The sequence below is a fragment of the Nocardioides sp. NBC_00850 genome (assembly GCF_045207335.1).
Classification (GTDB): domain Bacteria; phylum Actinomycetota; class Actinomycetes; order Propionibacteriales; family Nocardioidaceae; genus Nocardioides.
On sequence record NZ_CP108845.1, the window covers coordinates 3,465,226 to 3,489,347 of the forward strand.

Genomic DNA, 24,122 nt, shown 5'->3' on the forward strand with positions numbered 1-24,122 from the left:
CAATCCAGATGTGGACGCATTGCAATCGGGAGTGGTCGAGCTGCTCCGGTCCCGTCTGAACGGGAACAGTGATGATGAGGCGACGCTGGCTCTCGTGGTCGAGGGTGGCGGGATGCGAGGGATGCTGTCGGCGACGATGGCCGCGGTCCTCGCCGACCAGGGCCTGGTGGATGCGGTCGACCTGGTGGTCGGCACCTCCGCCGGTGCTGCCAACGCGACCGCGGTGGCGGCCGGGACCATCGGCGCCTTCAGCGAGTCGTACGCCTCGGTGTTCGCCTCACCCGAGTACATCGGCGCCGGGCGGATGCTGCGGCGCAAGTCGATGGTGGACACCCGGGGGATCACCGCCCGCTCGGCGGAGCTGTTCGAGTGGTCGCTCGCGCTGCGTGACGGCGCGCCGCGGCTGGCGGCGGTGGCCACCGACGTGGTGACCGCGAAGGCGGTCCCGCTCACCGACTTCACCGATCCAACCGACCTCGCCGACTCGGTGATCGCCTCGAGCCAGCTGCCCCTGGCCGGAGGACTCCCGGTGACCGTACGCGGCCGGCGCTGGCTCGACGGCGGGCTGGTCGAAGCGGTGCCGGTCGCCTCGGCGGCGGCGCTCGGGGCGACGCACGCGATCGTGCTGGTGACCCGGCCCTTCGGGACGGCGCCCACCTATGGGCCGGCCGACCGCGTCATCGAGCGCTACCTGCGCCGGGTCAACCCCGAGCTCGGCGATCTGTACCACAGCCGGCCGGACCGCTACCGCGCCTCGGTCGCCGAGATGAGGGCCGGGAACTATGCGGACGTGCACACGCTCACGTTCGCGCCCGATGCGGACGACCCGATCCCGGGTCGTACCGAGACCGACGTCGATCTGCTTCGCGCGGCCCGTCAGGCTGCGACCGGCACGGCGACCCGGATGCTGGCCGAGGCAGGCCTGATCTGAGTCCGGGCGATGCTCACCGAGTCACGTCGGTGAACATCGCGCCCGCCGACGGGCTGGCGATCAGGTGCCCCGGCGCGCCGTGGCCGGCCTCGGCGAAGGCCTTGTCGATGGCCGCGCTGACCGCCTCGACGGCGTCGGTGGGGAGGATCGAGACGATCGAGCCGCCGAAGCCACCACCGGTCATCCGGGCACCGTCGGCGCCGGCGTCGACCGCGGTCGCGACGGCCAGGTCGAGCTCGGGGACGGAGATCTCGAAGTCGTCGCGCATCGAGGCGTGCGAGGCGGCGAAGAGCTCACCGATCGCGGCCCAGTCACCACCACCGAGCGCGGTCACGGTCGGCTCGACGCGGGCGATCTCGGTGACGATGTGGCGGGCCCGGCGGCGTACGACCTCGTCGTCGAGGGACTCGACCTGGTCCAGGGTGGCCTCGCGCAGCGAGCGCAGCCCGAGATCGGCGGCGGCCTTCTCGCACTGGGCGCGCCGGGAGGCGTAGCCGCCGTCGGTCAGCTGGTGCTTGACCCGGGTGTCGGTGACCAGGATCGTGCGCTCGCCGAGGGCCAGCGGGACGTTGCGGTGCGCGCCGGAGTCGAAGTCGATCAGCAGGGCGCCGTCGGCCTCGGCGAAGACCGCGACCGACTGGTCCATCCCGCCGGTCGGCGCCTTGGCGACCTCGGTCTCGGCCCGGATCCCGGCCGCGACGACCGCCCGCTGCAGCTCCTCGTCGAGAGCGCGGCCGGCGATGCCCAGCGCCGCTGCCGCGGTGGCGCACTCGACCGACGCCGACGAGGACAGGCCGGCACCGAGCGGGACCGACGACTCCAGGTGCATGTCCAGGCCACCGGTGACGAGGCCGGCCTCGCGCAGCGTCCAGAGCACCCCCGCGACGTACGCGGCCCAGCCCTCGATCTCCGGACCGAGCTCGTCGATGTGGCCGGTGAACTGCTCCGGCTCCTGGCCCGAGGCGATCCGGATGACGCCGTCGGTGCGCGGCGCGGCCGCGGCGTAGGTGGCGTGGGGGAGTGCGACCGGCAGCACCAGCCCGGCGTTGTAGTCGGTGTGCTCGCCGATCAGGTTGACCCGTCCCGGCGCCCTCCCGACCACCGTGGCCTCGGCGCCGAAGGTGGTACGCAGCGCCTCGATCGCGCGCGCGGTGAGGTCGGTCGGTTCGAGCATGGTGCAAAGTCTGCCGCGTGCGTGCGGCCCGTGCGGACCCGGGTCGCTCAGTAGACCGCGATCACCCGGACGGTCGCGGTCCGGTCGGCGGTGCTGAGGTTGCGGAGTACGCCGACCACGACCACGTTGTCGCGGTGCTCGAGCTCGTCGAAGTCCTCCTGCTTCCCGCGACTGCCCACGTGCATGGTGATGGCGAGCCCATGGCTCTTCTGCTCCAGCGTGCCGGTGTTGTCGCGCCCATCGGTCGCCGGCGCGGGGACCGCGAGGATCGCCTGGCGCACGTCCGGTCCGGCGACGGTGAACTGGAGGAACTGGTCGTCTGAGGCGGTCTGCGCGACCAGGCCGGCGACCCGGTCGAGCTCGCCGTCGGGTTCGTGCAGCAGCCCGCGCTGCTGCAGTTCGGCCAGCACGTCGCCGACCAGGGTCTCCCGGGTGGGCCGAGCCTCCTGGGCGTACTTCCTGGCGACGTCGCGGACGTACTTGGTCACCGCCTTGACCGGCGGCACGTCGAGCCCGGCCTCCGCGCTGCCGGACGAGCTCCTGACGACCTCGCGAAGAACGGTTCCGACCTCGCCGCGAAAGAGCTGGGCGTGCAGCATCGCGATGCGGGTCTCGGAGAGGAAGTAGTAGGTGTGGATCGGTCGCCCCTCGATCCCGCGCGGTGGCGGCGGCCTGGATCCCGGCCGCTCGCGGCGGTTCGCGCGGACGGCAGCGGAGCCGGCGCCGATCGCGAGCGCGCCGACCGCACCGACGGCCCAGCCCCACGCGCTCGTGGCGACGGCGGCACCGGCCAGCGGCACGGCGAGGACCGCTCCGGCGGTGGTGAAGCCGGAGTTGATGATCGTGGTGAGCGTCGACTCGGGCCTACTGGTAGTCACGGATCTCCTGGAAGATCTTGCGGAGGTCCGCGGCGTCCTTGGCGACGACCTCGCGGCCGCCGGCGTGCTCGGCGAAGCCGACCAGCTGTTCGATGCTCGCGTCGGCCGAGGTGGCGGCATCGCCGACGAGCACCACGTAGAGCGGCACCCCGAGATCGCGGTAGGTCGCCTCGTACTTCTTGCTGAGCTGGGCATAGGACTGCCCGCCGTTCTGCTCGCCGTCGGTCATCAGCACGATCGAGGTGGTGGCGCCCTCCTCGGGCGAGGCCCTGATGTCGGCGTACGCGGTGTCGATGGCGTCGTAGTAGGCGGTGCCGCCGTGGCCTGACAGCTCGCCGACGCGGTCGATGAGACCGTTGAGCGCCTCGTCCCGCTCCGGCTGGTCCTCGACGACGAGGGACCCGAGGGACTCCGTCTCGTCGGCGTAGGTGTAGACCGAGAGCCGCTCGCCCTTGCGGAAGCGCTTGAACTGGCCGCTGATCGAGGTGTCGTCGCCGGCCAGCCCCTCGAAGGCCCGCCGCAGCTGGTTCATCTTGATCTCGTCCATCGAGGCGGAGGTGTCGAGCAGATAGGTCGTCCTCGTCTTGGGTGCGAACTCGTCGAAGTAGGTGAAGATCAGCTCGTCGATGGTGCCGAGATCATCAGGCAGCGGGAGCGTCTTGACGTCGTTGTCGGGTACGCCGGGTGAGGGCGGCACGCTCGCCCGACCCGGGCGGCGACCGCTCTTCTCACTCAGTTCCTCCTGGACCTCGACCGTGCGCAGCCACGCGACCGCCGTCTCGTACGCCTTCTGCTTCTCGGCGTCGACGAGCGTGAGCGGGTAGGTGGCTTCTGTGGTGCCGTCGCTGGGATAGACGATGTCGAGATCCTCGACCTGCTCTGCGAGCGTCAGCAGCTCGGACTCGTAGTTGAAGATCGCGTCGTAGGCGGTCGGATTCTCGCGGAACGTGTCCGAGAGCCATCCGGAGCTGGCCGCGCGGCCGAGCTGGCCGCTGAAGAGCTGGCGTACGTCGTCCTGGACCAGGCCGACGTCCTCGCTCTGCAACGGTGGCTCGGCATCGAAGGCGGTGGCCACACCGGCGAGCGTGGACAGGCCGGAGTTGGAGGAGGCAGGGCTGGTCATCAGGAAGCCGAGCTCGCCGTCGCCGGCGCGGCGGGCGATCTCCTCCCAGGAGACCTCGGCGTCGCCGGTCCAGCCCAGCCGGGTGGTGACATCGTGGTGCACGCCGAGCACAACCGGTGAGCGCATGATGGGGTCGGAGGAGGTCAGGTCGTCGGTGCCCTTGGCCGCCAGCGCGAGGCGCAGGTAGTCGTCGGAGGCGAACCAGGCGGCGTCGTAGCGGTCCGGGTCGGCGACGATCGCGTCGGCCGCCTCGAGGGTGCCGATGAACTCCGGCTCGAGCGCGACGTTGGTCTCCTCCCGGAGCCGCTTCACGAGTGCGCTCGGCTCACAGCGCACCGGCGTGCCGGTCGACTCTTCGGCCTTGCTGGTGCCGCCGGCGCAGAGGACGTCGTCGAGCTCCGAGCCGGCCGCGACCTTCAGGGTCACCGGGTCGGCCAGCCTGTCCGGCCCGGAACCGCCCGGGAGCGCGTTGGCGACCAGGAACCAGGCGAGCAGGACCAGCCCCAGACTTCCTGCGACGACGGTCGTCCACCCCGTGCGGTTCACCTGAAAACGCCTGCCTTCTGTCTGGATCGGGCAGAGTCTAGGGACGAGCGCCGAGACCGCTGGGCGGAATGGGACCCAGGCGAGGCAGATGTCGCCAGGCGTTCACCCGGCATTTGCCGAGGGCCTCAGTGGCGTGAGGAGTTCCGCGAGCGGCCGCGGACGATGCCGATGAAGGTCTGCACCCGCTCGTCGTCGTTGTCGATCAGCCAGGCCAGCCCGACGGTGGTGGGCTCGATGCCGGTCACGGGCCGGGAGACGGCGTCCTTGCGGTGGTACAGCCGCGCGATCGACATGGGCACGATCGCGATCCCGGTGCCGGCCGCGACCGTCTCGACCGCGTCTTTCTCGCTCATCGCGGGCCACTTCATCTGCTCCGCGGACGGCTTCCAGCCGCCGCGCTCGGGGAGGACCAGCTGCTCCTCGGCGAGGTCGTCGAGGGTGACCTCCTCGAGCAGCGAGAGCAGGTGCTCGTGGCCCATCACCGCGACCGGCTGCTCCTCGTAGAGCGGGATGCAGTGGAGGCCGTCGCGGTCCACGGGGAGGCGTACGAGACACATGTCGAGCTCGCCCTCGCGCAGCAGCCGCTCCTGGTCCTCCTCGGTGACCGGGACCAGCTCGAGCCGCTCACGGCTGCGCTCTCGCCAGGTACGGGCCCACTTGTCAGGGGTGGCTCCGGTGACGAAGCCGACGGTGAAGGTCACCTGCGCATCCTCTCATCGATCGGTGCTGAATCCCGTGCTGAAGAACGCAGCGTTCCTCGTTGCCGGGAAGTTTCTATCGTGTGACAGGTTTGCTAAGGTCGAAGACGTCAGCCGAGACCGGCTGCCGGACGAGGGAGCCGTACCCGGAAGCGCGACAAGACGGCCGTCTGGAGTGGTCATGTCCTGGCTTTTTCTTGTGGTATCCGGCGTTCTCGAGGCCGTGTGGGCACTCGCTCTGGGCCGCACTGAGGGGTTCTCGCGGCTGGTCCCGTCGATCGTCTTCGGCGTCGCCCTGATCGGCAGCCTGGTGGGTCTCGCGATGGCCATGCGCACCCTGCCGATCGGCACCGCCTACGCGGTCTGGGTCGGGATCGGCGCCGCGCTCACCGTCGGCTACTCGATGGTGGCGGGAGAAGAGGCGATCAGCCCCGTACGCGTCGTGCTGATCGTCGCGCTCGTCGGCTGTGTCGTCGGGCTCAAGCTCACGCACTGACCCCAAGCGCTGGTCAACCCGCGAGGGTGGACACGTCCTCTGGCGCTTGACTCTTTCGATATGAGTGCGAAACTTACCCTCTCCAATGTTATCTATCGCACGACAGAAAAAGGCGATGCCACGGTGTCACAGATCTCGCCGCGTCCGGGTCGCGGCCGTCCACGGCTGCTCCCAGGAAAGATTGCGGCGAACCCCCGAGATCAGATCCTCGCTGCCGCTGCCGAGCTCTTCGTGAGCCGCGGCTATGCCGGCACCACCACCCGCGAGATCGCGGACGGTGCCGGGCTGCGACAGGCCTCCATCTACTACCACTTCGGCAGCAAGGAGGAGATCCTCGCGGTGCTGCTCGAGCGCTCGGTCCAGGACCGGGTCGAGCAGGCCGGGAAGATCGAGGCCGGGATGGGGTCGGTCACGCCCGACGTCGGCCTCTACGCCCTCGCCGTCAGCGACATGAGCGCCCTGGTCGCCATGCCCTACAACATCGGCATGCTCTACCGCCTGCCCGACGTCATCGCCTCACCCGTCTATGACCGCTACGGCCATCTCCGCGGTGACCTCGTCGCCGGCTACAGCCGGGTCGCGGAGCGGGCCGCGGGGGATCGGGTCTCGGCGAGCAGCGGCGAGCCCGGGCTCGGCGAGCTCCTCGTGCAGATGGTCGAGAGCGTGGTCAGCCTCCGCCGCGAGGACCGGGTCGGCAGCACGACCGTCGCCACGATCGCCTCGGCGTGCCTGCGACTGTGCGGGGTCGCCGAGGACGCGATCGAGCAGGCGCGGGAGGCGGCACTCACCGCGCTCGCGCGGGCCTGACCTGTCCTCGGCGGGCCGGGGTCAGTGCATCCCCGGCTCGTGGGCCAGGTGCGTCTCGGGCTCGAGCTGGAAGGTGGAGTGCTCGACGTCGAAGTGACCGCTCAGGCAGGCCTGGACCCGGTCGAGGACCTTCGGTGCGCTGCCGTCGAGGAAGCACTCGGGAAGCAGGGTCAGGTGGGCGGAGACCGCGGGCAGGCCCGAGGTGACCGTCCACGCGTGCAGGTCGTGCACCTCGACCACATGGTCGACCCCGAGCAGGTGCCGGCGAAGGTCCTCGACGTCGACCTCGGCCGGCGCACCCTCGAGCAGGATCCGGCCGCTGTCGCGGAGCAGGCAGACACCGGCGTACGTCATCAGGGCGACGACCACGAGCGAGGCCACCGGGTCCGCGCGGGTCCAGCCGGTGAGCAGGATGACGATCGCGGCGACGAGGGTGCCGATGAAGCCGTAGAGGTCGGAGAGGACGTGCTGGTAGGCGCCCTCGACGTTGAGCGAGGTGCGGTTGGCGCGCGCCATCAGGGCGGCCGCGAGGATGTTGACGGCGCAGCCGACGAGCGCGACCACGAACATCGGCCAGCCCTCGGCGTCGGGCGGGTCGATCAGGCGCCGGATCGCCTCCACAGCCACGACCGCGGCGAAGACGAGGAGGGTGATGCCGTTGAGTGCCGCGGAGAGGATCTCGGCGCGCTTCCAGCCGTAGGTCCACTGGCCATGAGCAGGGCGCGCCGCCAGTCTCATCGCCCACAGCGCCGCCGCGATCGCCCCGACGTCGGTCAGCATGTGGCCGGCGTCGGCCAGCAGCGCGAGCGAGTCGGCGAGGATCGCGACCGTCACCTCGCCGATCAGGAACACACCCAGGAGCGACATCGCGGCGATCAGGTATCGCCGGTCCGCCGCGGGTGAGATGTGTTCGTGATCGTGGCCCATGTTCATCGATCCTAAGCCGGAAATCCGGTTCTCGGCTGCGCCGTCCCGTGGCATGGTGACCGGCATGTCGCTCGCCGAGAACTTCCTGTCGCTGCACCTGCCCGGACGCCCGCTGCTGATGCCCAACGCCTGGGACGCGGGCTCTGCCAAGGTCCTGGCCTCGCTGGGTTTCCCGGCGCTGGCCACGACCAGCAGCGGCTACGCCGCGACCCTGGGCCGTCTCGACGGCCAGGTCACCCGCGACGAGGTGATCGCGCACGCCACCGCGCTGGTCGAGGCGGTCGAGGTGCCCGTCTCGGCCGACCTGGAGGCGGGCTTCGCAGGCACCACGGCCGAGGTCGAGGAGACGTTCCGGCTCGCCGTGGCCGCCGGTCTGGCGGGCGGGTCCATCGAGGACTACACCGGGATCGAGAAGGACACGATCTACTCCGTCGAGGAGGCCGCCGAGCGGGTCGCCGCAGCGGCCGGAGCCGCCGGTGACGGCTTCGTCCTCACCGCCCGGGCCGAGAACCACATCCGCGGCCGCGACGATCTGGACGACACGATCGCCCGCCTCCAGGCCTATCAGGAGGCCGGCGCCGATGTGCTCTTCGCGCCCGGCGTCATCGCCGTCGAGGACGTACGCCGCCTGGTCGACTCCGTCGACCGCCCGGTCAACGTCCTGCTGCTCCCGGGCGGCCCGTCGGTCCCGGAGCTGGCCGAGGCGGGCGCGGCCCGCATCTCGGTCGGCGGCGCGTTCGCCTTCGCTGCCCTCGGTGCGGTCAAGCACGCGGCGGAGGAGCTGCTCGGCGCCGGCACGACCGGTTACTCGGAGCTGGCGGCCGAGGGTGCCAAGGCGTTTCGCAACGCTGGTTGACTGGGCCCGTGATCGATGAGCTGAGGGTCGTGCGCGCGGGGTTCGCGCCGATCAAGGGGACCAGACACCTGCCCTACAGCCGCGTGGTGCTCGACGCCCAGGGGGTCGTGGGGGACCGTGGCTTCGCGCTGGTGTCGGTCGACGAGACCGACCCGGGCCGCGGGCGAGTGCTGCGGACCGTGCAGCACCCCTCGCTGGTCGCGGTGCGCGCCGAGCTGGCCGGCGACCGGCTCGAGGTCGAGCTGCCCGACGGGGAGACCGCGTCGGCGGAGCCGGTCGCGACAGGCGAGCGGCTCACCTGCGACTACTGGGGCCGGGAGGTCGAGCTGGAGCTGCTCGGCGGCCCGCACGCGGCGCTGTTCTCGAGGTTCCTCGACCGGCCGGTGCGGCTGGCCCGTGCCCGTCGCGGTGACGTCGTGTTCGCGGGCGCGGTGTCCGTGGTGACCACGGCGTCGCTGCACGACCTCGCCCGGCAGGTCGGTCAGGACGCCTTGGACGCGGCGCGGTTCCGGCCGAACCTGGTGGTCGAGACCGACGAGCCCTACGCCGAGGACACCTGGCTCGGCCGGGAGATCCGGGTCGGTGGGGCGACGCTCCGGATCGGCGTACCCATCCCGCGCTGTGCCGTGATCGACAGCCATCCGGAGACGGGGGAGCGGGACATACGACTGCTGAAGACGCTCGCCTCGCACCGCCCGCTCAACCGGGCCGGCGAGCCGGCGTTCGGGGTCTTCGCCGAGGTGGTCACGCCGGGGGTCGTGGGCCGATAGCCGGCGGCACAGGCCACGCACAGGAACGCGCCAGCGCGGACTCAGGTGGAGTGCGTACGCTCCTGAGGGTGGATATGCAATCGCTGTTGTCGCGCGACTCCGTGAAGGTCGCCCTCGTCGTCAACGCCGGCTCACGCCGGGGACAGGACGCGCTGGCCTCGTCGGAGGAGATGCTGCGGTCCGCAGGGATCGAGGACGTGCGCTCCTACGCGGTCCACTCGGGGGATGAGCTGGAGGCCACTCTCGACGAGGTCGCTGCCGACAAGCCCGACCTGCTCGTCATCGGCGGCGGCGACGGCTCGGTGGGTGCCGCCGCGGCCCGGATCGCCGGCAGCGACGTCGTGCTGGCGGTGCTGCCGCTCGGCACCGCCAACGACTTCGCCCGCACGCTCGAGCTCGACCAGGACCCGCAGACCGCGGTCCAGCAGATGCTCGAGGGAAAGGTCATCAACGTCGACATCGGGCGGGCCAACGGCCACACCTACCTCAACGTCGCCTCCTTCGGTCTCTCCGTCGCGGTGACCGAGGCCCTGAACCCGCGCCTGAAGAAGCTCATCGGGCCGGCGGCCTACCCCGTGGCGACCCTGCAGGCCTACCGCCACCACAAGCCGTTCACCGCCCGGCTGGAGTTCCCCGACGGCGACCACGACACGGTCGAGCTCCACGACCTGCTCCAGGTCGCCGTCGGCAACGGCCGCCACTACGGCGGCGGCAACACCGTCTCGCCCACGGCCTCGGTGGACGACGACCTCCTCGATGTCTACGCCATCGTCCGGGGCCGTATGCGCGACCATGTCTCCATCGCGCGGCTGCTCAGGAGCGGCCACTTCATCGAGCATGACCACGTGCACCACGTGACCACCTCGGCGGTGCGGATCACGACCGACGAAGCGATGCCGGTCAACCTCGATGGCGAGATCCTCACCGAGACGCCGACCGACTTCACCCTCGAGAGCAACGCGCTCCACGTCGCAGTGCCGATCCGCAGCCGCGCCGGCCGCCTCGACGGTCCGCCGCCGGACGTCCAGAGCTGAGAGCGTCCCGCTAGGGGCGTCCCGCCCGGGGCACGTCGACCCGGATGGCCAGCAGCCGTGCCTCGGTGTTGGCCTTGCGTGCCTCCTCGAAGAAGTCGGGCGCGGCGCAGACGTACAGCGTCTTCCCGTCGCTGCCGCCCAGCATGCAGGCGAAGACGCCACCGCCCGGCTCGATCTGCTCGAGGATCTCGCCGCCCTCGGCGACCCTCACCAGCCGGCCGAAGACCGCGTCGGCGGTCCACACGGCGCCCTCCGCGTCCAGGCAGCAGCCGTCGGGCGCGAGCACGGCATCGCCCATCGCCTCCGCGAACGCGGTGTGCGTGCTGAGCTCACCGAACTTCGCCCACGTACGCCGGTTGCTCAGCGACCCGTCCCCCGCGATGTCGAAGGCGCTGATCCGGTTGCCGCAGGTCTCGTCGACGATGAGCGTGCCGTCGTCGGTGATCACGCTGCCGTTGGGGAACCACATGTCGTCGGCGACCTCGGTCACGGTCCCGTCCGGGTCGACGCGCAGCAGCACCGTCGGCGCCACGTCGGCACCGGCCATGATGTCGAAGCCGAAGTTCCCGACGTACGCCCTGCCCTGCTCGTCCACCACCATGTCGTTGAGGTGATGGCTGACATGGCCGCTGAGGTCGGCATGGGTCACCAGCGAGCCGTCCGACTCACGACGCAGGATCCGGCGATCGCGCATCGAGACGACCAGGAGGTGGCCGTCCGGGAGCCAGCCCAGCCCCGACGGCTGACCCGGCACGTCCGCCTCGACCCGGAGGTCGGACCCGTCCTCCTGCGCCGAGTAGACCTTGTGGGAGTAGAAGTCCACGAACCAGATCCGGTCCTGGTGCCACCGCGGGCACTCCAGGTAGTGCAGGTTCTCCACAACGGTGCTGATCTCTCGGGCCATCGCAATTGCTCCTCGGGTCGTCGTCGACTGCACCCATCATGCCGAGAAGTCAGGTACGTCGGGCGAGAAGTCACTGACGCGAATCGAGTTGGCACCGAGGTGGCATCTCGGCCGACGAGCGTGACGTCTCGGCCGACGGGGGTGACGCCTCGGCTACTCCTCGAGTCGCCAGGCCGCCTTGAGGGAGAGCTGGCCGCCGGTCTGGAGCAGGGCGCGGCTGTAGAGGCGCTCGGCGAGGCGTACGAGAGCTACGCCGAAGGCGAGGAGCAGGACCACGGCGATGATCGGCTCCCACCAGGCCGCGGTGCCCTCGACCAGGCGCATCGGCATGAGGACGGCCGAGAGCGGTGGGACGTACGAACCGATCTGCTCGCCGACGCCGTCGAGGTAGAGGGCGCCGAAGAACATCACCATGAGCAGCATCGTGATCGGGGTGGAGGAGGACTGCAGGTCCTCGGTGCGGGAGGCGAGCGCGCCCGCGACCGCCCACAGCGTCGAGAGCACCACGAAGCCGATCAGGAAGAAGACCACGAACCAGCCGATAGCGCCGGACAGGGCCGGTAGGGCGAAGCTGAAGTCGGTCAGGCTCAACCCGACCAGTCCGACGGCCACATAGATGAGCATCTGCCCGACGGCGATGACGGCGTTGCCGATGATCTTGCCGGCGAGCAGCTGCCGCAGCGGTACGGCGGCGGCGATCATCTCCACGATCCGCGACTGCTTCTCCTCCACGACGCTGTTGGCCAGCGTCATCCCGAACATGATCGAGGCGAAGTAGAAGACGATCGCGAGCGCGTACCCGACGACGTAGCGGATCGCGGACAGCTCGCTGTCGCCCTCGAGCTGCTCGACTCCGACCGCCGAGCCCTCGGTCAGCTCGTCCGCGGTGGTGCCGGCCGCGTCGGCGTTGCCGGCCAGGACGATCGCCTCGACCGACTGGCTGACCACGTCGCGCAGCTCCGAATCGGCGTCCTCGAGCGTTACCAGCGTCCAGCCGTCGGTGTCCGGGCGCAGATAGGCGTCGGCCTGCTCCTCCTCGAGCGCGTGCCGGGCGGCGTCCGCGTCGTCGACGGCGACCGGCACGATGCGTACCTTCTCGTCGATGTCGGAGGCGCGCTCGGCGATGCCCTCGACCATCGCCTGCGAAGCCGTGGAGGAGTAGGCGAGGTCGTAGGTCTTCTCGCGGCTCTCGCTCCACGCGGTGAAGCCGAGCACGCCCACGATCACCGCGAGCATCACCGCGGTGCCGATCAGCGTCGACTTGTCGGTGGCGCGGACCGCGATCTCGCGGCGGGCGACGATCTGCCACACGGGCTGGTTCGTGGTCTTCACAGTGGTCATGCGGTGACCTCCCGGTAGATCTCGGACAGACGGGGTACGACGCGGTGGAAGTCGAGCACGTTCCCGCGAGTGGTGGCCTCCGTGAGCAGCTTCTGCTCGGCACCGGTGGAGACGACCTCGATCTCGGCCTCGGGGCCGGAGACGTCGCGGACGTGGAGCCCCGGCAGGTCGCGTACCCAGCCGGCGTCGCCGTCGAGCACGAGCCGGTAGCGGAGCGCGGCGTCGGCGCGCAGCTCCTCACCCGTCCCCTGGGTGACCACCCGGCCGCGGGCCATCACCACCAGTCGGTCGCACAGCCGGTCGACGAGGTCGAGCTGGTGGGAGGAGAAGACGACGGGTACGCCGTCGCGAGCATGCTCGCGCAGCAGGTCCGCCATCGCGTCGATGGCGTCGGGATCCAGTCCGGAGAAGGGCTCGTCGAGGATCAGCGCCATCGGCGTGGGGACGAGCGCGGCGATGATCTGGACCCGCTGCTGGTTGCCCAGCGACAGCTTCTCCAGCGGATCCTTCATGCGACCGCCGAGGCCGAACCGCTCCAGCAGCACGGTGATCTCCCGGCGCGCGTCGGCGGTGGACATGCCGCGCAGCCGCGCCAGGTAGACCAGCTGGTCCAGGATCGGCTGCTTCGGGTAGAGGCCGCGCTCCTCGGGCATGTAGCCGAACCGCCGCCGGTCCTCGCGGGTGACCTCGTGCCCCTGCCAGGACACCGTCCCGGCGTGCGCGGCCAGCACCCCCATGATCATCCGCATGGTGGTGGTCTTCCCGGCACCGTTGCCGCCCACGAACCCGGTGAGCCCACCGGACGGGACCGGGAAGGACACGTCGTCGACGGCGACCATCTCGCCGAAGCGGCGGGTCAGCCCGCTGACCTCGAGCATCGAATCTCCTCTGCGTTGGGAACGAACAGGACCCACGCTATTTCAGCAGCGCGCCGGGCGGATCCGTCGCGAGGATGAGCTCGGCCTCACCCGTTGGGCGGGCCGGCCGGGAGCAGTCCGTGACGATGGATGAAGACCACGGTCTGCACCCGGTCGCGCAGCTGCAGCTTGGCCAGGCAGGCGGACACATGGGTCTTCACGGTCGCCTCGGTGAGGAACAGCCGGCGGGCGATCTCGTTGTTGCTCAGTCCCTCGCCGATGAGGAGCAGCACCTCGCGCTCGCGGGCGGTGAGCAGGTCGAGCTCCCGGGGCGGCTTCGGTCTCGGCGCCGACGGGGCGTTGTCGCTGGTCACCCGGCCGATCACGCGCATCGTGACCTCCGGGGCGAGCAGCGCATGCCCGTCGGCGGCGGCCCGCACCGCCTCGGCCAGGGAGTCGGGGTCGGCGTTTTTGAGCAGGAAGCCGCTCGCGCCTGCGGCCAGCGCGTCGAAGAGGTAGTCGTCGCGGTCGAAGGTGGTCAGGATGATCACCTTGGCATGCCCCTCGGCGACCACCGTGCGTGTCGCCTCGATGCCGTCGGTGCCGGGCATCTGTACGTCCATCAGCACCACGTCGGGCCGCAGCTCGCGCGCCTTGGCGATCGCGTCGGCGCCGTCGGAGGCCTCACCGACCACCGAGATGTCGTCCTCCATCGAGAGGATGAGACGGAACCCGGAGCGCACCAGCTGCTGGTCGTCGGCGAGCAGCACCCGGATCATCGCGCCGCTCCCGCCGACGCGACGGGGGAGTCGAGCGGGAAGCGCACCCGCACCCGGAACCCCTGCACGGCCCTGGGCCCGATGTCGACCTCCGCCTTCCGGACGGCCGCCCGTTCGCGTACGCCGAGCAGACCCAGGCCGCTGCCGGATGTGCCGTGCCGGGGTCGGCCGTTGTCGGTGATCTCGACCTCGGCGTACGGCGCGGCCGCCGCCCGGTCGACGCGGAGGACGACCTGCGCGCGGTCGGCGGTGGAGTGGCGGCGTACGTTGGCCAGCGCCTCCTGGACGATCCGGTAGACCGAGTGCGCCAGCGGCAGCGAGAGCTCCGCTACCGGCCCGACGGCCTCGTAGTCGACCCGCAGCCCGCTCTCGCGCACCTCGTCCAGGAGCGCGGGCAGGTCCTCGAGGCGCGGCTCCGGGCGGCGTACGCCTTCGGCTTCCGTCTCCGCGTCGCCGGCCGGGTCGCGCAGGGTGCCGAGCAGCGAGCGCATCTGGGTGACCCCCTCGCGGGCGGAGGCCTCGACGTTGCCGAGCGCCTCGGCGGCGCCCTCGATGTCATCGGGACGGCCGCGTTCGAGCAGCTTGCGCCCGGCGGCGGCCTGGACGCCCACGACCGCCACATGGTGGGCGACGACGTCGTGCAGCTCGCGGGCAATCCGCAGGCGCTCGTCGATCACTGCGCGGCGCTGGAGCTGGCCGGACTGGGCAGCGATGGTCGCGGCCTGCTCGGCGAGCTCGGCCTTCTGCCGTGCGCCGCGCCAGGCAACCTGGCCGCCGACGATCGCACCGGCGAAGTAGAGAAGATTCATCATCGTGGTGAGCAGCACGTAGGCCGTCACCGGACCGATGAGCGAGGAGCCCTCCGCGTCGGCGGTCGCCTCGCGGATCTCGTCGATACCGCTGCCGACCGCGAACTGCCAGGAGAGCCAGGCGAACATGAACAGGGTGATCAGCCCCATCACGACCACCATGTCCCGCCGGCGCCGTGCCCAGGCGGCTCCGGCGAAGAAGGCGACGAAGTAGATGATCTGCATCGGCAGCAGCCCCATCACGGTCGGGAGCCACACGCCGGTGACGAACATGTGCAGCCCGGCCAGAAGCGCGATCGTGAGCGGGAAGCGCCGCCTGAAGACGAGCAGCGCCGCGCCGATCACCACCGCCGTCCACTCGACCCAGGTCGGTGCGTCGCTGGAGTCGAGCGACCCGACTCCCCGGATCAGCTCCAGGGTGACCAGGCTCGCGACCAGCACGACCGCGCCGACCAGCCAGTCGCCGAGCGTGATCGAGCCTTCCCGCTCCCAGTCGTCGTCGGTCGCGAAGAAGGTCGCCAGCCGGCCGGAGGAGCCGTCGTCGTGCACAGTCACCCGGCCAACCCTAGTTCCAGGGTCGGGCGCCGTCCTCAGTCTGAAGTCGGAGTACGCCCCGCTGGTCGAGCCGTGAGCGCCAGCGAGCGTGTCGAAACCAACACAGTCCTATCGAGCGCGACGTCGCCCGTGTTGGTCTCGACACGGATTCGTTCGTTCCTCACGAATCCGGCTCGACCGGCGGTGGACGTGTGGCTCGACCAGCGGTGGCTGGGGTCAGCGGGCGCCGGTGGCGCGCTGACGCTTGCGGGCGCGCGAGCCGGGGCGGCTCTTCCGGTTGCCGGTGCCCTCGCCGGCGGGGCGGCGCGGGGGCTGGGCGACGACGGGCACGAACGGGCCGGGCCGGGTGCGCTCGCCGGGAGCCAGCTCGACCAGGATGGGGTGCGAGGGCCCGTCGAGACGGGTGGTGGTCGGCTTGATCCCGGCGGCGCGGGTGAGCGTACGGACGTCCTTGACCTGGTCGGGCAGCATCAGGGTGACCACGGTGCCGGAGGCACCGGCGCGCGCCGTACGGCCGGAGCGGTGCAGGTAGGCCTTGTGCTCGGCGGGCGGGTCGGCGTGGACGACGAGGGTGACGTCGTCGACGTGGATGCCGCGGGCGGCGATGTCGGTGGCCACCAGGGTGGTCGCCCGGCCGGAGTGGAAGGCCTCCAGGTTGCGCACGCGGGCGTTCTGGGAGAGGTCGCCGTGGAGCTCGACGGCCGGGATGCCGGCGCGGCCGAGCTGGCGGGCGACGCCCTTGGCGCCGTGCTTGGTGCGGGTGAAGACGACGGTGCGGCCGGGAGCGGCGGCGAGGTCGGCGAGCACGGGGATGCGGTGCTCGCGGGCGGAGAGGTGGAGCACGTGGTGCTCCATCTCGGCCACCGGCGACTGCGCGGAGTCGGCCTCGTGGACGACCGGCTGCTGGAGGAACTGCTTGACCAGCACGTTGACGCCCTTGTCGAGCGTAGCGCTGAAGAGGAGGCGCTGGCTGCCCTTCGGCGTCATCGCCAGCAGGCGCCGCACGGCAGGCAGGAAGCCGAGGTCGGCCATGTGGTCGGCCTCGTCCAGGACGGTGACCTCGATCGAGGACAGGTCGGCGTGACGCTGCGCGATCAGGTCCTCGAGCCGGCCGGGGCAGGCGAGGACGACGTCGGCACCCTTGCGCAGGCCGATGACCTGCGGGTTCTGCCCGACACCACCGAAGACGGTCTGCATGCTGAGGCCGGCCTCCGCGGCGAGCGGACGCAGCGCTTCCTCGATCTGGCGGACCAGCTCACGGGTCGGGGCGAGCACGAGCGCCCGCGGCTTGCCGGACTTCGCCCTGGCGCCACCCGCGAGGCGGGCGACGAGCGGAAGCAGGAAGGCGTACGTCTTGCCCGACCCGGTCCGCCCACGGCCGAGCACGTCGCGCCCGGCGAGGGAGTCCGGCAGGGTCGCGGCCTGGATCGGGGTGGGGGTGGTGATGCCGTGGTGATCGAGGACGGCGGTGAGGTCTGCGGGCACGCCGAGCGCGCTGAAGCTCTGCTGAGACAAGGAGTCAACTTTTCAAGCGATGTGTCTCGCCATAATGAGTTGATACCGAGAGCGGCCGGGGGCAAGACCGGAACGGGCCGCTGATGGATCAGATACTACTGGTAGGTGATCCGTCCACCAGAATCGTCGGTGCCGTGTCTCATGTCACGCCCACGGATCGACGAGGATCTTCGCGTGCGTCTCCGGGTCGGCCAGGTCCGAGAACGCCTGGGCGACCCCGTCGAGCCCGACGGTGCCGGTGTGCAGCGGCGAGGGGTCGACCTTCCCGCCGGCGATGAGCTCGAGCGTGCGCGCGAACTCGGCGGGGTCGTAGCCGAACACGAACCGCAGATCGATCTCCTTGTGGATCGCGATGGCGGGCCGGATCGTGTCCGGCTCCATGCACACCCCGACCACCACGACGCGCGTGTGCAGCGGCGCCGCGGTCATGATCTGCTCGAGCATCCCCGGCACACCGACGCACTCGAAGACGACCGGGCCCGTCGGCGACTGGCCGAGACGGTCGGCGTTGAGCAGCACCGTCTCCCAGGGGAGCAGCGGGATGCGGCGTACGACCTGCATCGCGTCGATCCCGAAGCCCAGGTAGTCGGTCAGCGAGCTGACCGGGCCGCGCTGCTTGTAGGCGTCCCACGGCGAGGACTCGCGCGGGTCGACGACCACGTCGGCACCGCACTGCACCGCGAGCGCGCGCCGCGCGGGGGAGAGGTCGGAGGCGACCACCGTCTTCACCCCCTGCGCCTTGAGCATGAGGATGACGGCCAGCCCGATCGGGCCACAGCCGATGACCACGGCCGGGCGCCGTGCGGAGACCGCCCCGCGGCGTACGGCGTGGAAGGCGACGGCCAGCGGCTCGGTGAACACGGCCTGGTCGGGCGAGACGCCGTCGGGCACCGGGAAGGTGAAGGCCTCCTGGACGACGCAGTACTCCGCGAAGCCACCGGGGGAGTCGACGTCGAAGCCGACCATGTGGACCGCCCCGTCCGTACGCAGCACCGGCAGCGCCGTCACCGAGGTGCCCGGCTCCCAACGACCGCGGGTCTCCGGGCCGTAGGCGACGACCGAGCCCAGGATCTCGTGGCCCAGGACGATCTCCTGCTCGGGCTTCATCGCGGTGGTGTAGCCGATCTCGGTGACCACCTCGTTGAGCTCGTCGGCGTGCTCTCGGACGTGCAAGTCGGAGCCGCAGATCCCGGCGCGCAGCACCTTGATCAGCAGCTGTCCTGGCCCGGGCGCGGGACGCGGGACCGACCGCACGGAGAGCTCGCCCTTGTGGACCACGGTTGCGCGCATCTGGTTCATCGGCGCCGACGCTACCTCACCCTGTCCTCATCCCGTCGGCAGTGATCCGGACGCGATCCGGTGCAGGTGAGCGGTGAACGAGTGCTGGTGGTCGACGCGCGGCAGCCGCAGCGCGGCGCCGGTGACCAGGTGCAGGGTGACGTCGATGCGCGGGTTGGCCTTGCGCTCGTCGACGACACCGGTGTCGATGCTGGTCACGTCCTCCCAGAGGATGACGTCGGTGTGCCGGGCATACTCCAGGACCAGGCCGCCTTCGTAGAGCCCGAGGTCCACCGCGAACGGGCGCCGCAGCCCGAGCCAGGCCAGCCGGAACCCCAGGATCAGCCCGCTGAGCGCAACCAGCCCCCCGGCCAGCACGAGCACCATCGGCAAGTGTGGCCGAGTGGCGACCCAGGCGCCGAGCGCGATGAGCGCCGGGCCGAGGACCAGTCCGACCGGCGCCAGCCGGGCCCGTCCGTGCGCGGGGTGGGTGCTCAGCCGGATGTCGAGGTCCTCGCTGAGCGTCTCCTCGCCCGGCGTACGCAGCCACGCCCGCCGCGTCGGCAGCACCACCAGCCCGAGCAGGGTCAGCGCGATCCCGCCCCAGAGCACCGGGTCTCGGCCCATCCCGACGATGCGGGCCGGCCACGGGTTGATCGCATGCTCTCCGTAGGCGTCGGAGTCGACCACCCACATCCGGAAGGTCGCCTTCGACGGGTCGGGGTCGCGGCCGATGTCGCGCAGCGTGCCGTGGATGCTTCCGGTGACCCGTTCGCCGTCGACGCGCCATTGGCCCCGGCAGGAGTTGATCTCGCCGGTGCCGCTGTCGAACTCGCACCGCTCCACCACGCTCACCTCCGCCCACTGCCCGCTGTTCCACCGGTCGGCGGCGTGCTGTGCCACGACGGTGGCCGGGAACAGCATCGCCAGCGCGCCGAGGCCGAGGGTTATCAGGACGGTCGCCATCGACGTACGTCGCTGTAACCGGAGGACCCGGCGAGACGGGTCGATGAGACGGGACTTGGGGCCGGTGGTGGGGAGCACGAGGCCTTTCACATGAAGGACTGGGAGGGACGTCGATCGAGGCGTCGGAAGTCTAGTCGGATGCCCATACGGGTTCACACGAACCGAGCCTGACCCCGCATCGTGCCTGACATCGCGTGACCCAGCGGCCCGGACCGTGGCCGGGGCAGGCGCCCGGCGCCGTGGTGGGCGCAGACGCTACTCGTCCAAGTCCCGGACGAGGCGTTCGAGGGCAGTGATCATCGCCGGTAGATCGTTGGCTGCAGTCGCCACCAGGGTCTCGATGTCGACGTCCCAATAGCCGTGAACGATGCGGTTCCGCATCCGAGTGGCACCGCGCCAGGCGATCTCGCGATGAGCGTCGCGCGTCTCGGCAGGGACTTGGGTCGCCGCTTCACCCAGCACGGTGAAGTGCCAAAGCAGCGCAGCGCGGCGGACGCTGTCGGACTCGATCGCCTCGGCTGTGTCTTGGCCGACGAGGTCGCGGATCGTCGAGGCTGCGTCGCGCATCTCTCGCAGCAGCAGAAGCTCACGCCGCATACAGTTCCCGAGCGTCGGCGAGGACCTGCTCGCGAAGGTACTTGTTGATCGCTCGGCGGCTCACCAGATCGACCTTGCGTCCGAATACCTCGGCGAGGTCATCCTCCAGGCCGAAGAGGTCGAAGCCCAGCCGAACCCCAGGCTTGAGCACGTAAAGGAGATCGACGTCGCTGTCGGGGCCGTCCTCGCCGCGGGCAACTGACCCGAACACTTCCAAGGACGCAACGCCATAGCGTACGCACACCTCGCGCAAACGCTCGATGTCCACTTCGGTGAGGTCCATGTCCGGAATTCTACTGGGAACACGGATTCGTTTGTGACTGCCGGACCCGGCCTCGCCGAGGCCGTGTCCTGGCTTGTCGAGGGGCTGCCGAGGGTTCGGGCAAATACCGATGAGCGTCGCGCGCTGCTGCGGAGACGGCTCCGCGGCGTACGGCATGAAGGGCAATGCCACGACTGATCCCAGGATCTCGTGTCCCAGGACGATCTCCTGCTCGGGCGTCATCGCGGTGGTGTAGCCGATGGTGAACAGAACTTTCACAGGTTCGACCCATCTCATAGCCAAGAGATGGAGCGTTTCGGAAGCAAAGTGATGGATACGTCTGATCCATGATGAAAACATGACCCAGACGCCTCAACCGACCTGCCTGCGCTGCGGTGCGCACCTCGCTGCCGGTGTGACCACCTGTCCCACCTGTGGGGATCCGCGATTCGGCCCGCCCACGCCGCCGGGACCGGGCATTCATGACGAGCCGACCCTGGTGCCGGGCTCATGGGCCCCGCCACCCCCGCCACCCCCGCTGCCTGCCCAGTGGGTGGCGCCGGGAACTCCTCTGCCAGGCTTCCCTGCGCCACGCCCCAAGAAGCGGACAGGACTGTGGATCGGTCTCGCTGCCGGTGTGGCGCTGCTCCTCGTCGCCGGCATCGGCATCACTGCATTCCTGCTCCTACGTGACGACGAGGGCGAGGAGCTGACCGCGGGGCCGGTGGCGACCGAGCCGCGCCAGAAGTGGTCGTGGGAGTCCGACGAGCCGGTCGCGTACGTCTACCCCGGGCCGGGGCTCAACCTGGTCAAGCTGGGTGGCGAGGAGTCCGGGCTCGTTGCCCTGGACGAGGACGGCAAGGAGCTCTGGCGTGACGAGCGGCATCCCTACAACTACGTCACCTTCTACGAGGACCAGAAGCTGATCACAGCGAGCTGGTACGTCGCCACGGCCTCCAGCGCGGGTAGCGACAGCGACAGCGGCGACGTCGTGTTCGCCTATGACGGCGAGGTCGTCTGGGAGAACATCGATCCGGAGGTCAGTCTCCACGACATCGCCGATGACGGCGACTACATCGTCCGCGCCGGGGAAACGCTGACGAAGCTCGATCCTGAGAGCGAGGAGGAGGACTGGAGCATCACCGGGCAGGACTTCGCCTACGCAGACGACGCGACCTTCGCCCTCGACGGCGACCAGCTGACCCGCTACGCCGAGGAGAGCGACGAGCAGCAGTGGAGCACTGAGCTGCCCGCGGGCCATGCCGAAGGTCTGGCAGAGGAGTATCTGCTCGGGGTTCACGCCAACGACGACTTCGTTCTGGTGGCGTCCGGCAGCCTGTTCGCCTTCGACCCGAAGACGGGTAAGAGCCTGTGGACCGACGACACCTCCGGTGACGTGAGGAGCATCGCGGGCAACAGGTACGCACTTTCGCAGCCGTACTCCTACGACGAGGCCACGGGCGTGTCGGTGAGCCCCAAGCCGCCCTTCCCGATCTACGGCAAGGAGGGCGAGGCGGGGAGCCTTGACATCGTCGAAGGCGGCTTCGGGTGGATGGCGGTCGAGGTCGTCGCGGTCGACGGGAAGGAGATGACTCTGCAGAGGTCGAGCGGCCGCCTCTACGACATCGACGGAGCCTTGGCCGAGGGCGGCTACGACCACGTCGCGGACACGCTCGACGAAGGTGTCTACACTGTTGACGGCGCGACGATCGGATACCGGGAGTGGGGCAGTGACGCGCCGGAGTGGACGCTCACGCTCGACGAGGTTGATTCGCTGGCGACGGAAGACGACCCGGGCCAGGATGTCGAGGTAGCCGCCGGGGCGGGCGCGATCCTCGTCAACGACGAGCACACCGTGTGGCGCTATGAGTGAGTCGGTCCGGCTGGCGGCAAGCGGCGCTTGATGCACGGTGTGCGCCACCATCTGGATACGATCGGCGTGGCCAAAGCCCACCCGAACGATGCCAGGAGAAATCGTGTCCGAGATCAAGATCGCCGTACTCACCCCCGACGGGCGCGAGGAACGGGCGGTCACTACGGGCACGAAGGCGTGGGAGCTCTTCGCGGACAACCCCGACGTGATCGCGGCCAGGGTCGGCGAGGACCTGAAGGACCTCTCCTACGAGCTGGTCGACGGCGACGCCGTCGAGGGCGTCCTGATCGACTCCAAGGACGGCCACGACATCCTGCGTCACTCGACCGCGCACGTGATGGCGCAGGCGGTGCAGGAGCTCTTCCCGGAGGCCAAGCTCGGCATCGGCCCGCCGATCACCGACGGGTTCTACTACGACTTCGACGTCGAGACCCCGTTCCGCCCGGAGGACCTGGTCAAGATCGAGTCCCGGATGAAGAAGATCATCAAGGCCAACCAGAAGTTCTCCCGCCGGGTCACCACCGACGACGACGCCCGCGTCGAGCTGGCCGACGAGCCCTACAAGCTCGAGCTGATCGGCCTCAAGGGCTCGGCTGCCGACGCCGCCGAAGGCGCCAGCGCCGAGGTCGGCGGCGGCGAGCTGACCATCTACGACAACCTCGACCGCAACGGCGAGATCGCGTGGAAGGACCTGTGCCGCGGGCCGCACCTGCCGACCACCAAGCGGATCCCGGCCTTCAAGCTGATGCGCAGCGCCGCGGCGTACTGGCGTGGCGACGAGAAGAACAAGCAGCTCCAGCGCATCTACGGCACCGCCTGGGAATCCAAGGAGGCGCTCGACGCCCACCTGGTCCGGATCGAGGAGGCCGAGCGCCGCGACCACCGCAAGCTCGGCCGCGAGCTCGACCTGTTCTCCTTCCCGGACGAGATCGGTTCCGGCCTCCCGGTCTTCCACCCCAAGGGCGGGATCATCAAGCGGGAGATGGAGGACTACGTACGCGCCAAGCACATCGAGCACGGCTTCGAGTACGTCGGCACCCCTCACATCGCGCGTGAGCAGCTCTTCCACACCTCGGGTCACCTGCCCTACTACGGCGACGGCATGTTCCCGGCGCTGGACGTGGACGGCCAGGACTACCGACTCAAGGCGATGAACTGCCCGATGCACAACCTGATCTTCCGTTCGCGCGGGCGCTCCTACCGCGAGCTGCCGCTGCGGCTGTTCGAGTTCGGGTCGGTCTACCGCAACGAGAAGTCGGGCGTCATCCACGGGCTCACCCGCGTGCGTGGCTTCGCCCAGGACGACTCCCACTCCTACTGCACCAAGGAGCAGGCGCCGGCCGAGGTCAAGCACCTGCTCGACTTCATGCTGACCGTGCTCAAGGACTTCGGCCTCGACGACTTCTACCTGGAGATGTCGACCCGCGACGACTCCAACAAGGACAAGTTCGTCGGCAGCGACGAGGACTGGGCTGAGGCCACCAAGATCCTCGAGGACGTCGCGAGCGAGACCGGTCTCGACCTCGTGCCAGACCCGGGCGGCGCGGCGTTCTACGGGCCGAAGATCTCCGTCCAGGCCAAGGACGCGATCGGCCGGACCTGGCAGATGGGCACGGTGCAGTACGACTTCAACCAGCCCGCCGCGGACCGGTTCAACCTGGAGTACCAGGCCGCCGACGGCACCCGCCAGCAGCCGGTGATGATCCACTCGGCGAAGTTCGGTTCGATCGAGCGGTTCCTGGGTGTGCTGGTCGAGCACTACGCCGGCGCCATGCCGCCGTGGCTCGCCCCGGTCCAGGTCGTCGGGATCCCGGTCGCCGACGCGTTCGACGACTACCTCTACGAGGTCGCCGCCAAGCTGAAGGCCAAGGGCATCCGGGTCGAGGTCGACGAGTCCGACGACCGCTTCCAGAAGAAGATCCGCAACGCCCAGCTCCAGAAGATCCCGTTCATGCTGATCGCCGGTGGCGAGGACGTCGAGAAGGGCGCGGTCAGCTTCCGCTACCGCGACGGTCACCAGGAGAACGGCATCCCGGTCGACGAGGCCATCGAGCGGATCGTCGCTGCCGTGGAGTCGCACGAGCAGGTCTGACCCGAAACCTCCCGAGGGCGGTGCGTGACATGTCACGCACCGCCCTCGCGGCAT

General features: G+C 70.1%; 23 protein-coding genes and 1 riboswitch. Of the genes, 8 read left to right on the plus strand and 15 right to left on the minus strand.

The features are described 5' to 3' along the window. Positions 1-10 precede the first annotated feature (10 nt). A complete protein-coding gene (locus OH802_RS16835) occupies positions 11-931 on the plus strand; it encodes a patatin-like phospholipase family protein (protein ID WP_406020285.1) in 921 nt (306 codons plus the stop codon). 13 nt (positions 932-944) lie between these two features. Here OH802_RS16835 and galK read toward each other — a convergent pair whose 3' ends face one another. The 4 genes from galK to OH802_RS16855 all read right to left on the minus strand — a co-directional run bounded on the left by galK (position 945) and on the right by OH802_RS16855 (position 5,353). Beyond that, entirely contained in the window at positions 945-2,105 is a 1,161-nt protein-coding gene (gene galK / locus OH802_RS16840) for a galactokinase (RefSeq protein WP_406020287.1), read from the minus strand. A 47-nt stretch (positions 2,106-2,152) separates the two neighbouring features. Next, positions 2,153-2,983, minus strand: a complete 831-nt coding sequence (locus OH802_RS16845; RefSeq protein ID WP_406020289.1) for a hypothetical protein — start codon at positions 2,981-2,983, stop codon at positions 2,153-2,155. Further along, positions 2,970-4,652: a VWA domain-containing protein gene (locus OH802_RS16850; protein ID WP_406020291.1), complete on the minus strand. Its 1,683-nt coding sequence runs from the start codon at positions 4,650-4,652 to the stop codon at positions 2,970-2,972. The genes OH802_RS16845 and OH802_RS16850 overlap by 14 nt, the downstream gene beginning before the upstream one ends. A 125-nt stretch (positions 4,653-4,777) precedes the next feature. Further along, the gene (locus OH802_RS16855; RefSeq protein WP_406020293.1) at positions 4,778-5,353 is read right to left on the minus strand and encodes a LysR family substrate-binding domain-containing protein; all 576 of its coding nucleotides are present in this window, start codon (positions 5,351-5,353) and stop codon (positions 4,778-4,780) included. 104 nt (positions 5,354-5,457) lie between these two features. Next, positions 5,458-5,521, plus strand: a riboswitch (guanidine-III (ykkC-III) riboswitch). A gap of 10 nt (positions 5,522-5,531) precedes the next feature. Here OH802_RS16855 and OH802_RS16860 point away from each other — a divergent pair. Further along, the gene (locus tag OH802_RS16860) at positions 5,532-5,846 is read left to right on the plus strand and encodes a multidrug efflux SMR transporter (RefSeq protein WP_355232519.1); all 315 of its coding nucleotides are present in this window, start codon (positions 5,532-5,534) and stop codon (positions 5,844-5,846) included. Positions 5,847-5,969: 123 nt separating this feature from the next. Beyond that, the gene (locus OH802_RS16865) at positions 5,970-6,653 is read left to right on the plus strand and encodes a helix-turn-helix domain-containing protein (RefSeq protein WP_355232520.1); all 684 of its coding nucleotides are present in this window, start codon (positions 5,970-5,972) and stop codon (positions 6,651-6,653) included. A 21-nt stretch (positions 6,654-6,674) separates the two neighbouring features. Here OH802_RS16865 and OH802_RS16870 read toward each other — a convergent pair whose 3' ends face one another. Further along, positions 6,675-7,499 (minus strand): cation diffusion facilitator family transporter, encoded by an 825-nt coding sequence (locus tag OH802_RS16870; RefSeq protein ID WP_406029327.1) that lies wholly within the window; start codon positions 7,497-7,499, stop codon positions 6,675-6,677. Positions 7,500-7,578: 79 nt separating this feature from the next. Here OH802_RS16870 and OH802_RS16875 point away from each other — a divergent pair, with 79 nt between their 5' ends. The 3 genes from OH802_RS16875 to OH802_RS16885 all read left to right on the plus strand — a co-directional run bounded on the left by OH802_RS16875 (position 7,579) and on the right by OH802_RS16885 (position 10,240). Next, on the plus strand, positions 7,579-8,436 hold the full coding sequence (locus OH802_RS16875) for an isocitrate lyase/phosphoenolpyruvate mutase family protein (protein ID WP_406020296.1): 858 nt from the start codon (positions 7,579-7,581) through the stop codon (positions 8,434-8,436). An 8-nt stretch (positions 8,437-8,444) separates the two neighbouring features. Further along, a complete protein-coding gene (locus OH802_RS16880) occupies positions 8,445-9,206 on the plus strand; it encodes an MOSC domain-containing protein (protein ID WP_406020298.1) in 762 nt (253 codons plus the stop codon). 74 nt (positions 9,207-9,280) lie between these two features. After that, positions 9,281-10,240: a lipid kinase gene (locus tag OH802_RS16885; protein WP_406029329.1), complete on the plus strand. Its 960-nt coding sequence runs from the start codon at positions 9,281-9,283 to the stop codon at positions 10,238-10,240. A 10-nt stretch (positions 10,241-10,250) separates the two neighbouring features. Here the strand turns inward: OH802_RS16885 and OH802_RS16890 are convergent, their stop codons facing one another. From OH802_RS16890 to OH802_RS16935, 10 genes are all read right to left on the minus strand, one after another. Continuing rightward, complete coding sequence (locus OH802_RS16890) at positions 10,251-11,144, minus strand: SMP-30/gluconolactonase/LRE family protein (protein ID WP_406020300.1); 894 nt, start codon at positions 11,142-11,144, stop codon at positions 10,251-10,253. Between the two features lie 153 nt (positions 11,145-11,297). Then, a complete protein-coding gene (locus OH802_RS16895; RefSeq protein ID WP_406020302.1) occupies positions 11,298-12,485 on the minus strand; it encodes an ABC transporter permease in 1,188 nt (395 codons plus the stop codon). Then, complete coding sequence (locus OH802_RS16900) at positions 12,482-13,363, minus strand: ABC transporter ATP-binding protein (RefSeq protein ID WP_406020304.1); 882 nt, start codon at positions 13,361-13,363, stop codon at positions 12,482-12,484. Before OH802_RS16900 ends, OH802_RS16895 begins: the two co-directional genes overlap by 4 nt. Positions 13,364-13,449: 86 nt before the next feature. Then, positions 13,450-14,121, minus strand: a complete 672-nt coding sequence (locus OH802_RS16905) for a response regulator transcription factor (protein WP_350714919.1) — start codon at positions 14,119-14,121, stop codon at positions 13,450-13,452. Beyond that, entirely contained in the window at positions 14,118-15,485 is a 1,368-nt protein-coding gene (locus tag OH802_RS16910) for a sensor histidine kinase (RefSeq protein ID WP_406020306.1), read from the minus strand. The genes OH802_RS16905 and OH802_RS16910 overlap by 4 nt, the downstream gene beginning before the upstream one ends. A 216-nt stretch (positions 15,486-15,701) precedes the next feature. Beyond that, positions 15,702-17,000, minus strand: coding sequence for a DEAD/DEAH box helicase (locus OH802_RS16915; protein ID WP_406020308.1), 1,299 nt, complete (start codon positions 16,998-17,000; stop codon positions 15,702-15,704). A 144-nt stretch (positions 17,001-17,144) separates the two neighbouring features. Further along, positions 17,145-18,299 (minus strand): zinc-binding dehydrogenase, encoded by a 1,155-nt coding sequence (locus OH802_RS16920; RefSeq protein ID WP_406020310.1) that lies wholly within the window; start codon positions 18,297-18,299, stop codon positions 17,145-17,147. A gap of 27 nt (positions 18,300-18,326) precedes the next feature. After that, complete coding sequence (locus OH802_RS16925) at positions 18,327-19,322, minus strand: hypothetical protein (RefSeq protein WP_406020312.1); 996 nt, start codon at positions 19,320-19,322, stop codon at positions 18,327-18,329. Between the two features lie 177 nt (positions 19,323-19,499). Continuing rightward, positions 19,500-19,811 carry a DUF86 domain-containing protein gene (locus OH802_RS16930; protein WP_406020314.1) on the minus strand — a complete coding sequence of 104 codons (312 nt, stop codon included), beginning with the start codon at positions 19,809-19,811 and terminating at the stop codon, positions 19,500-19,502. Positions 19,812-19,830: 19 nt separating this feature from the next. Further along, positions 19,831-20,382: a nucleotidyltransferase family protein gene (locus tag OH802_RS16935; RefSeq protein ID WP_406020316.1), complete on the minus strand. Its 552-nt coding sequence runs from the start codon at positions 20,380-20,382 to the stop codon at positions 19,831-19,833. Between the two features lie 358 nt (positions 20,383-20,740). On the opposite strand from OH802_RS16935, the gene OH802_RS16940 reads away from it, so the two are divergent. Both OH802_RS16940 and thrS read left to right on the plus strand, forming a co-directional pair. Next, the gene (locus OH802_RS16940; protein ID WP_406020318.1) at positions 20,741-21,976 is read left to right on the plus strand and encodes a PQQ-binding-like beta-propeller repeat protein; all 1,236 of its coding nucleotides are present in this window, start codon (positions 20,741-20,743) and stop codon (positions 21,974-21,976) included. Between the two features lie 103 nt (positions 21,977-22,079). Further along, a complete protein-coding gene (thrS, locus tag OH802_RS16945; protein ID WP_406020320.1) occupies positions 22,080-24,068 on the plus strand; it encodes a threonine--tRNA ligase in 1,989 nt (662 codons plus the stop codon). The last annotated feature ends 54 nt before the right edge of the window (positions 24,069-24,122 follow it).

Excerpts from the sequence above, each read along its gene's own strand:
- galK (WP_406020287.1), bottom strand. The coding sequence starts at position 2,105 with ATGCTCGAACCGACCGACCTCACCGCGCGCGCGATCGAGGCGCTGCGT.
- OH802_RS16860 (WP_355232519.1), top strand. The coding sequence starts at position 5,532 with ATGTCCTGGCTTTTTCTTGTGGTATCCGGCGTTCTCGAGGCCGTGTGG.
- OH802_RS16875 (WP_406020296.1), top strand. The coding sequence starts at position 7,579 with ATGTTCATCGATCCTAAGCCGGAAATCCGGTTCTCGGCTGCGCCGTCC.
- OH802_RS16885 (WP_406029329.1), top strand. The coding sequence starts at position 9,281 with ATGCAATCGCTGTTGTCGCGCGACTCCGTGAAGGTCGCCCTCGTCGTC.
- OH802_RS16890 (WP_406020300.1), bottom strand. The coding sequence starts at position 11,144 with ATGGCCCGAGAGATCAGCACCGTTGTGGAGAACCTGCACTACCTGGAG.
- OH802_RS16895 (WP_406020302.1), bottom strand. The coding sequence starts at position 12,485 with ATGACCACTGTGAAGACCACGAACCAGCCCGTGTGGCAGATCGTCGCC.
- OH802_RS16900 (WP_406020304.1), bottom strand. The coding sequence starts at position 13,363 with ATGCTCGAGGTCAGCGGGCTGACCCGCCGCTTCGGCGAGATGGTCGCC.
- OH802_RS16905 (WP_350714919.1), bottom strand. The coding sequence starts at position 14,121 with ATGATCCGGGTGCTGCTCGCCGACGACCAGCAGCTGGTGCGCTCCGGG.
- OH802_RS16920 (WP_406020310.1), bottom strand. The coding sequence starts at position 18,299 with ATGAACCAGATGCGCGCAACCGTGGTCCACAAGGGCGAGCTCTCCGTG.
- OH802_RS16930 (WP_406020314.1), bottom strand. The coding sequence starts at position 19,811 with ATGCGCGACGCAGCCTCGACGATCCGCGACCTCGTCGGCCAAGACACA.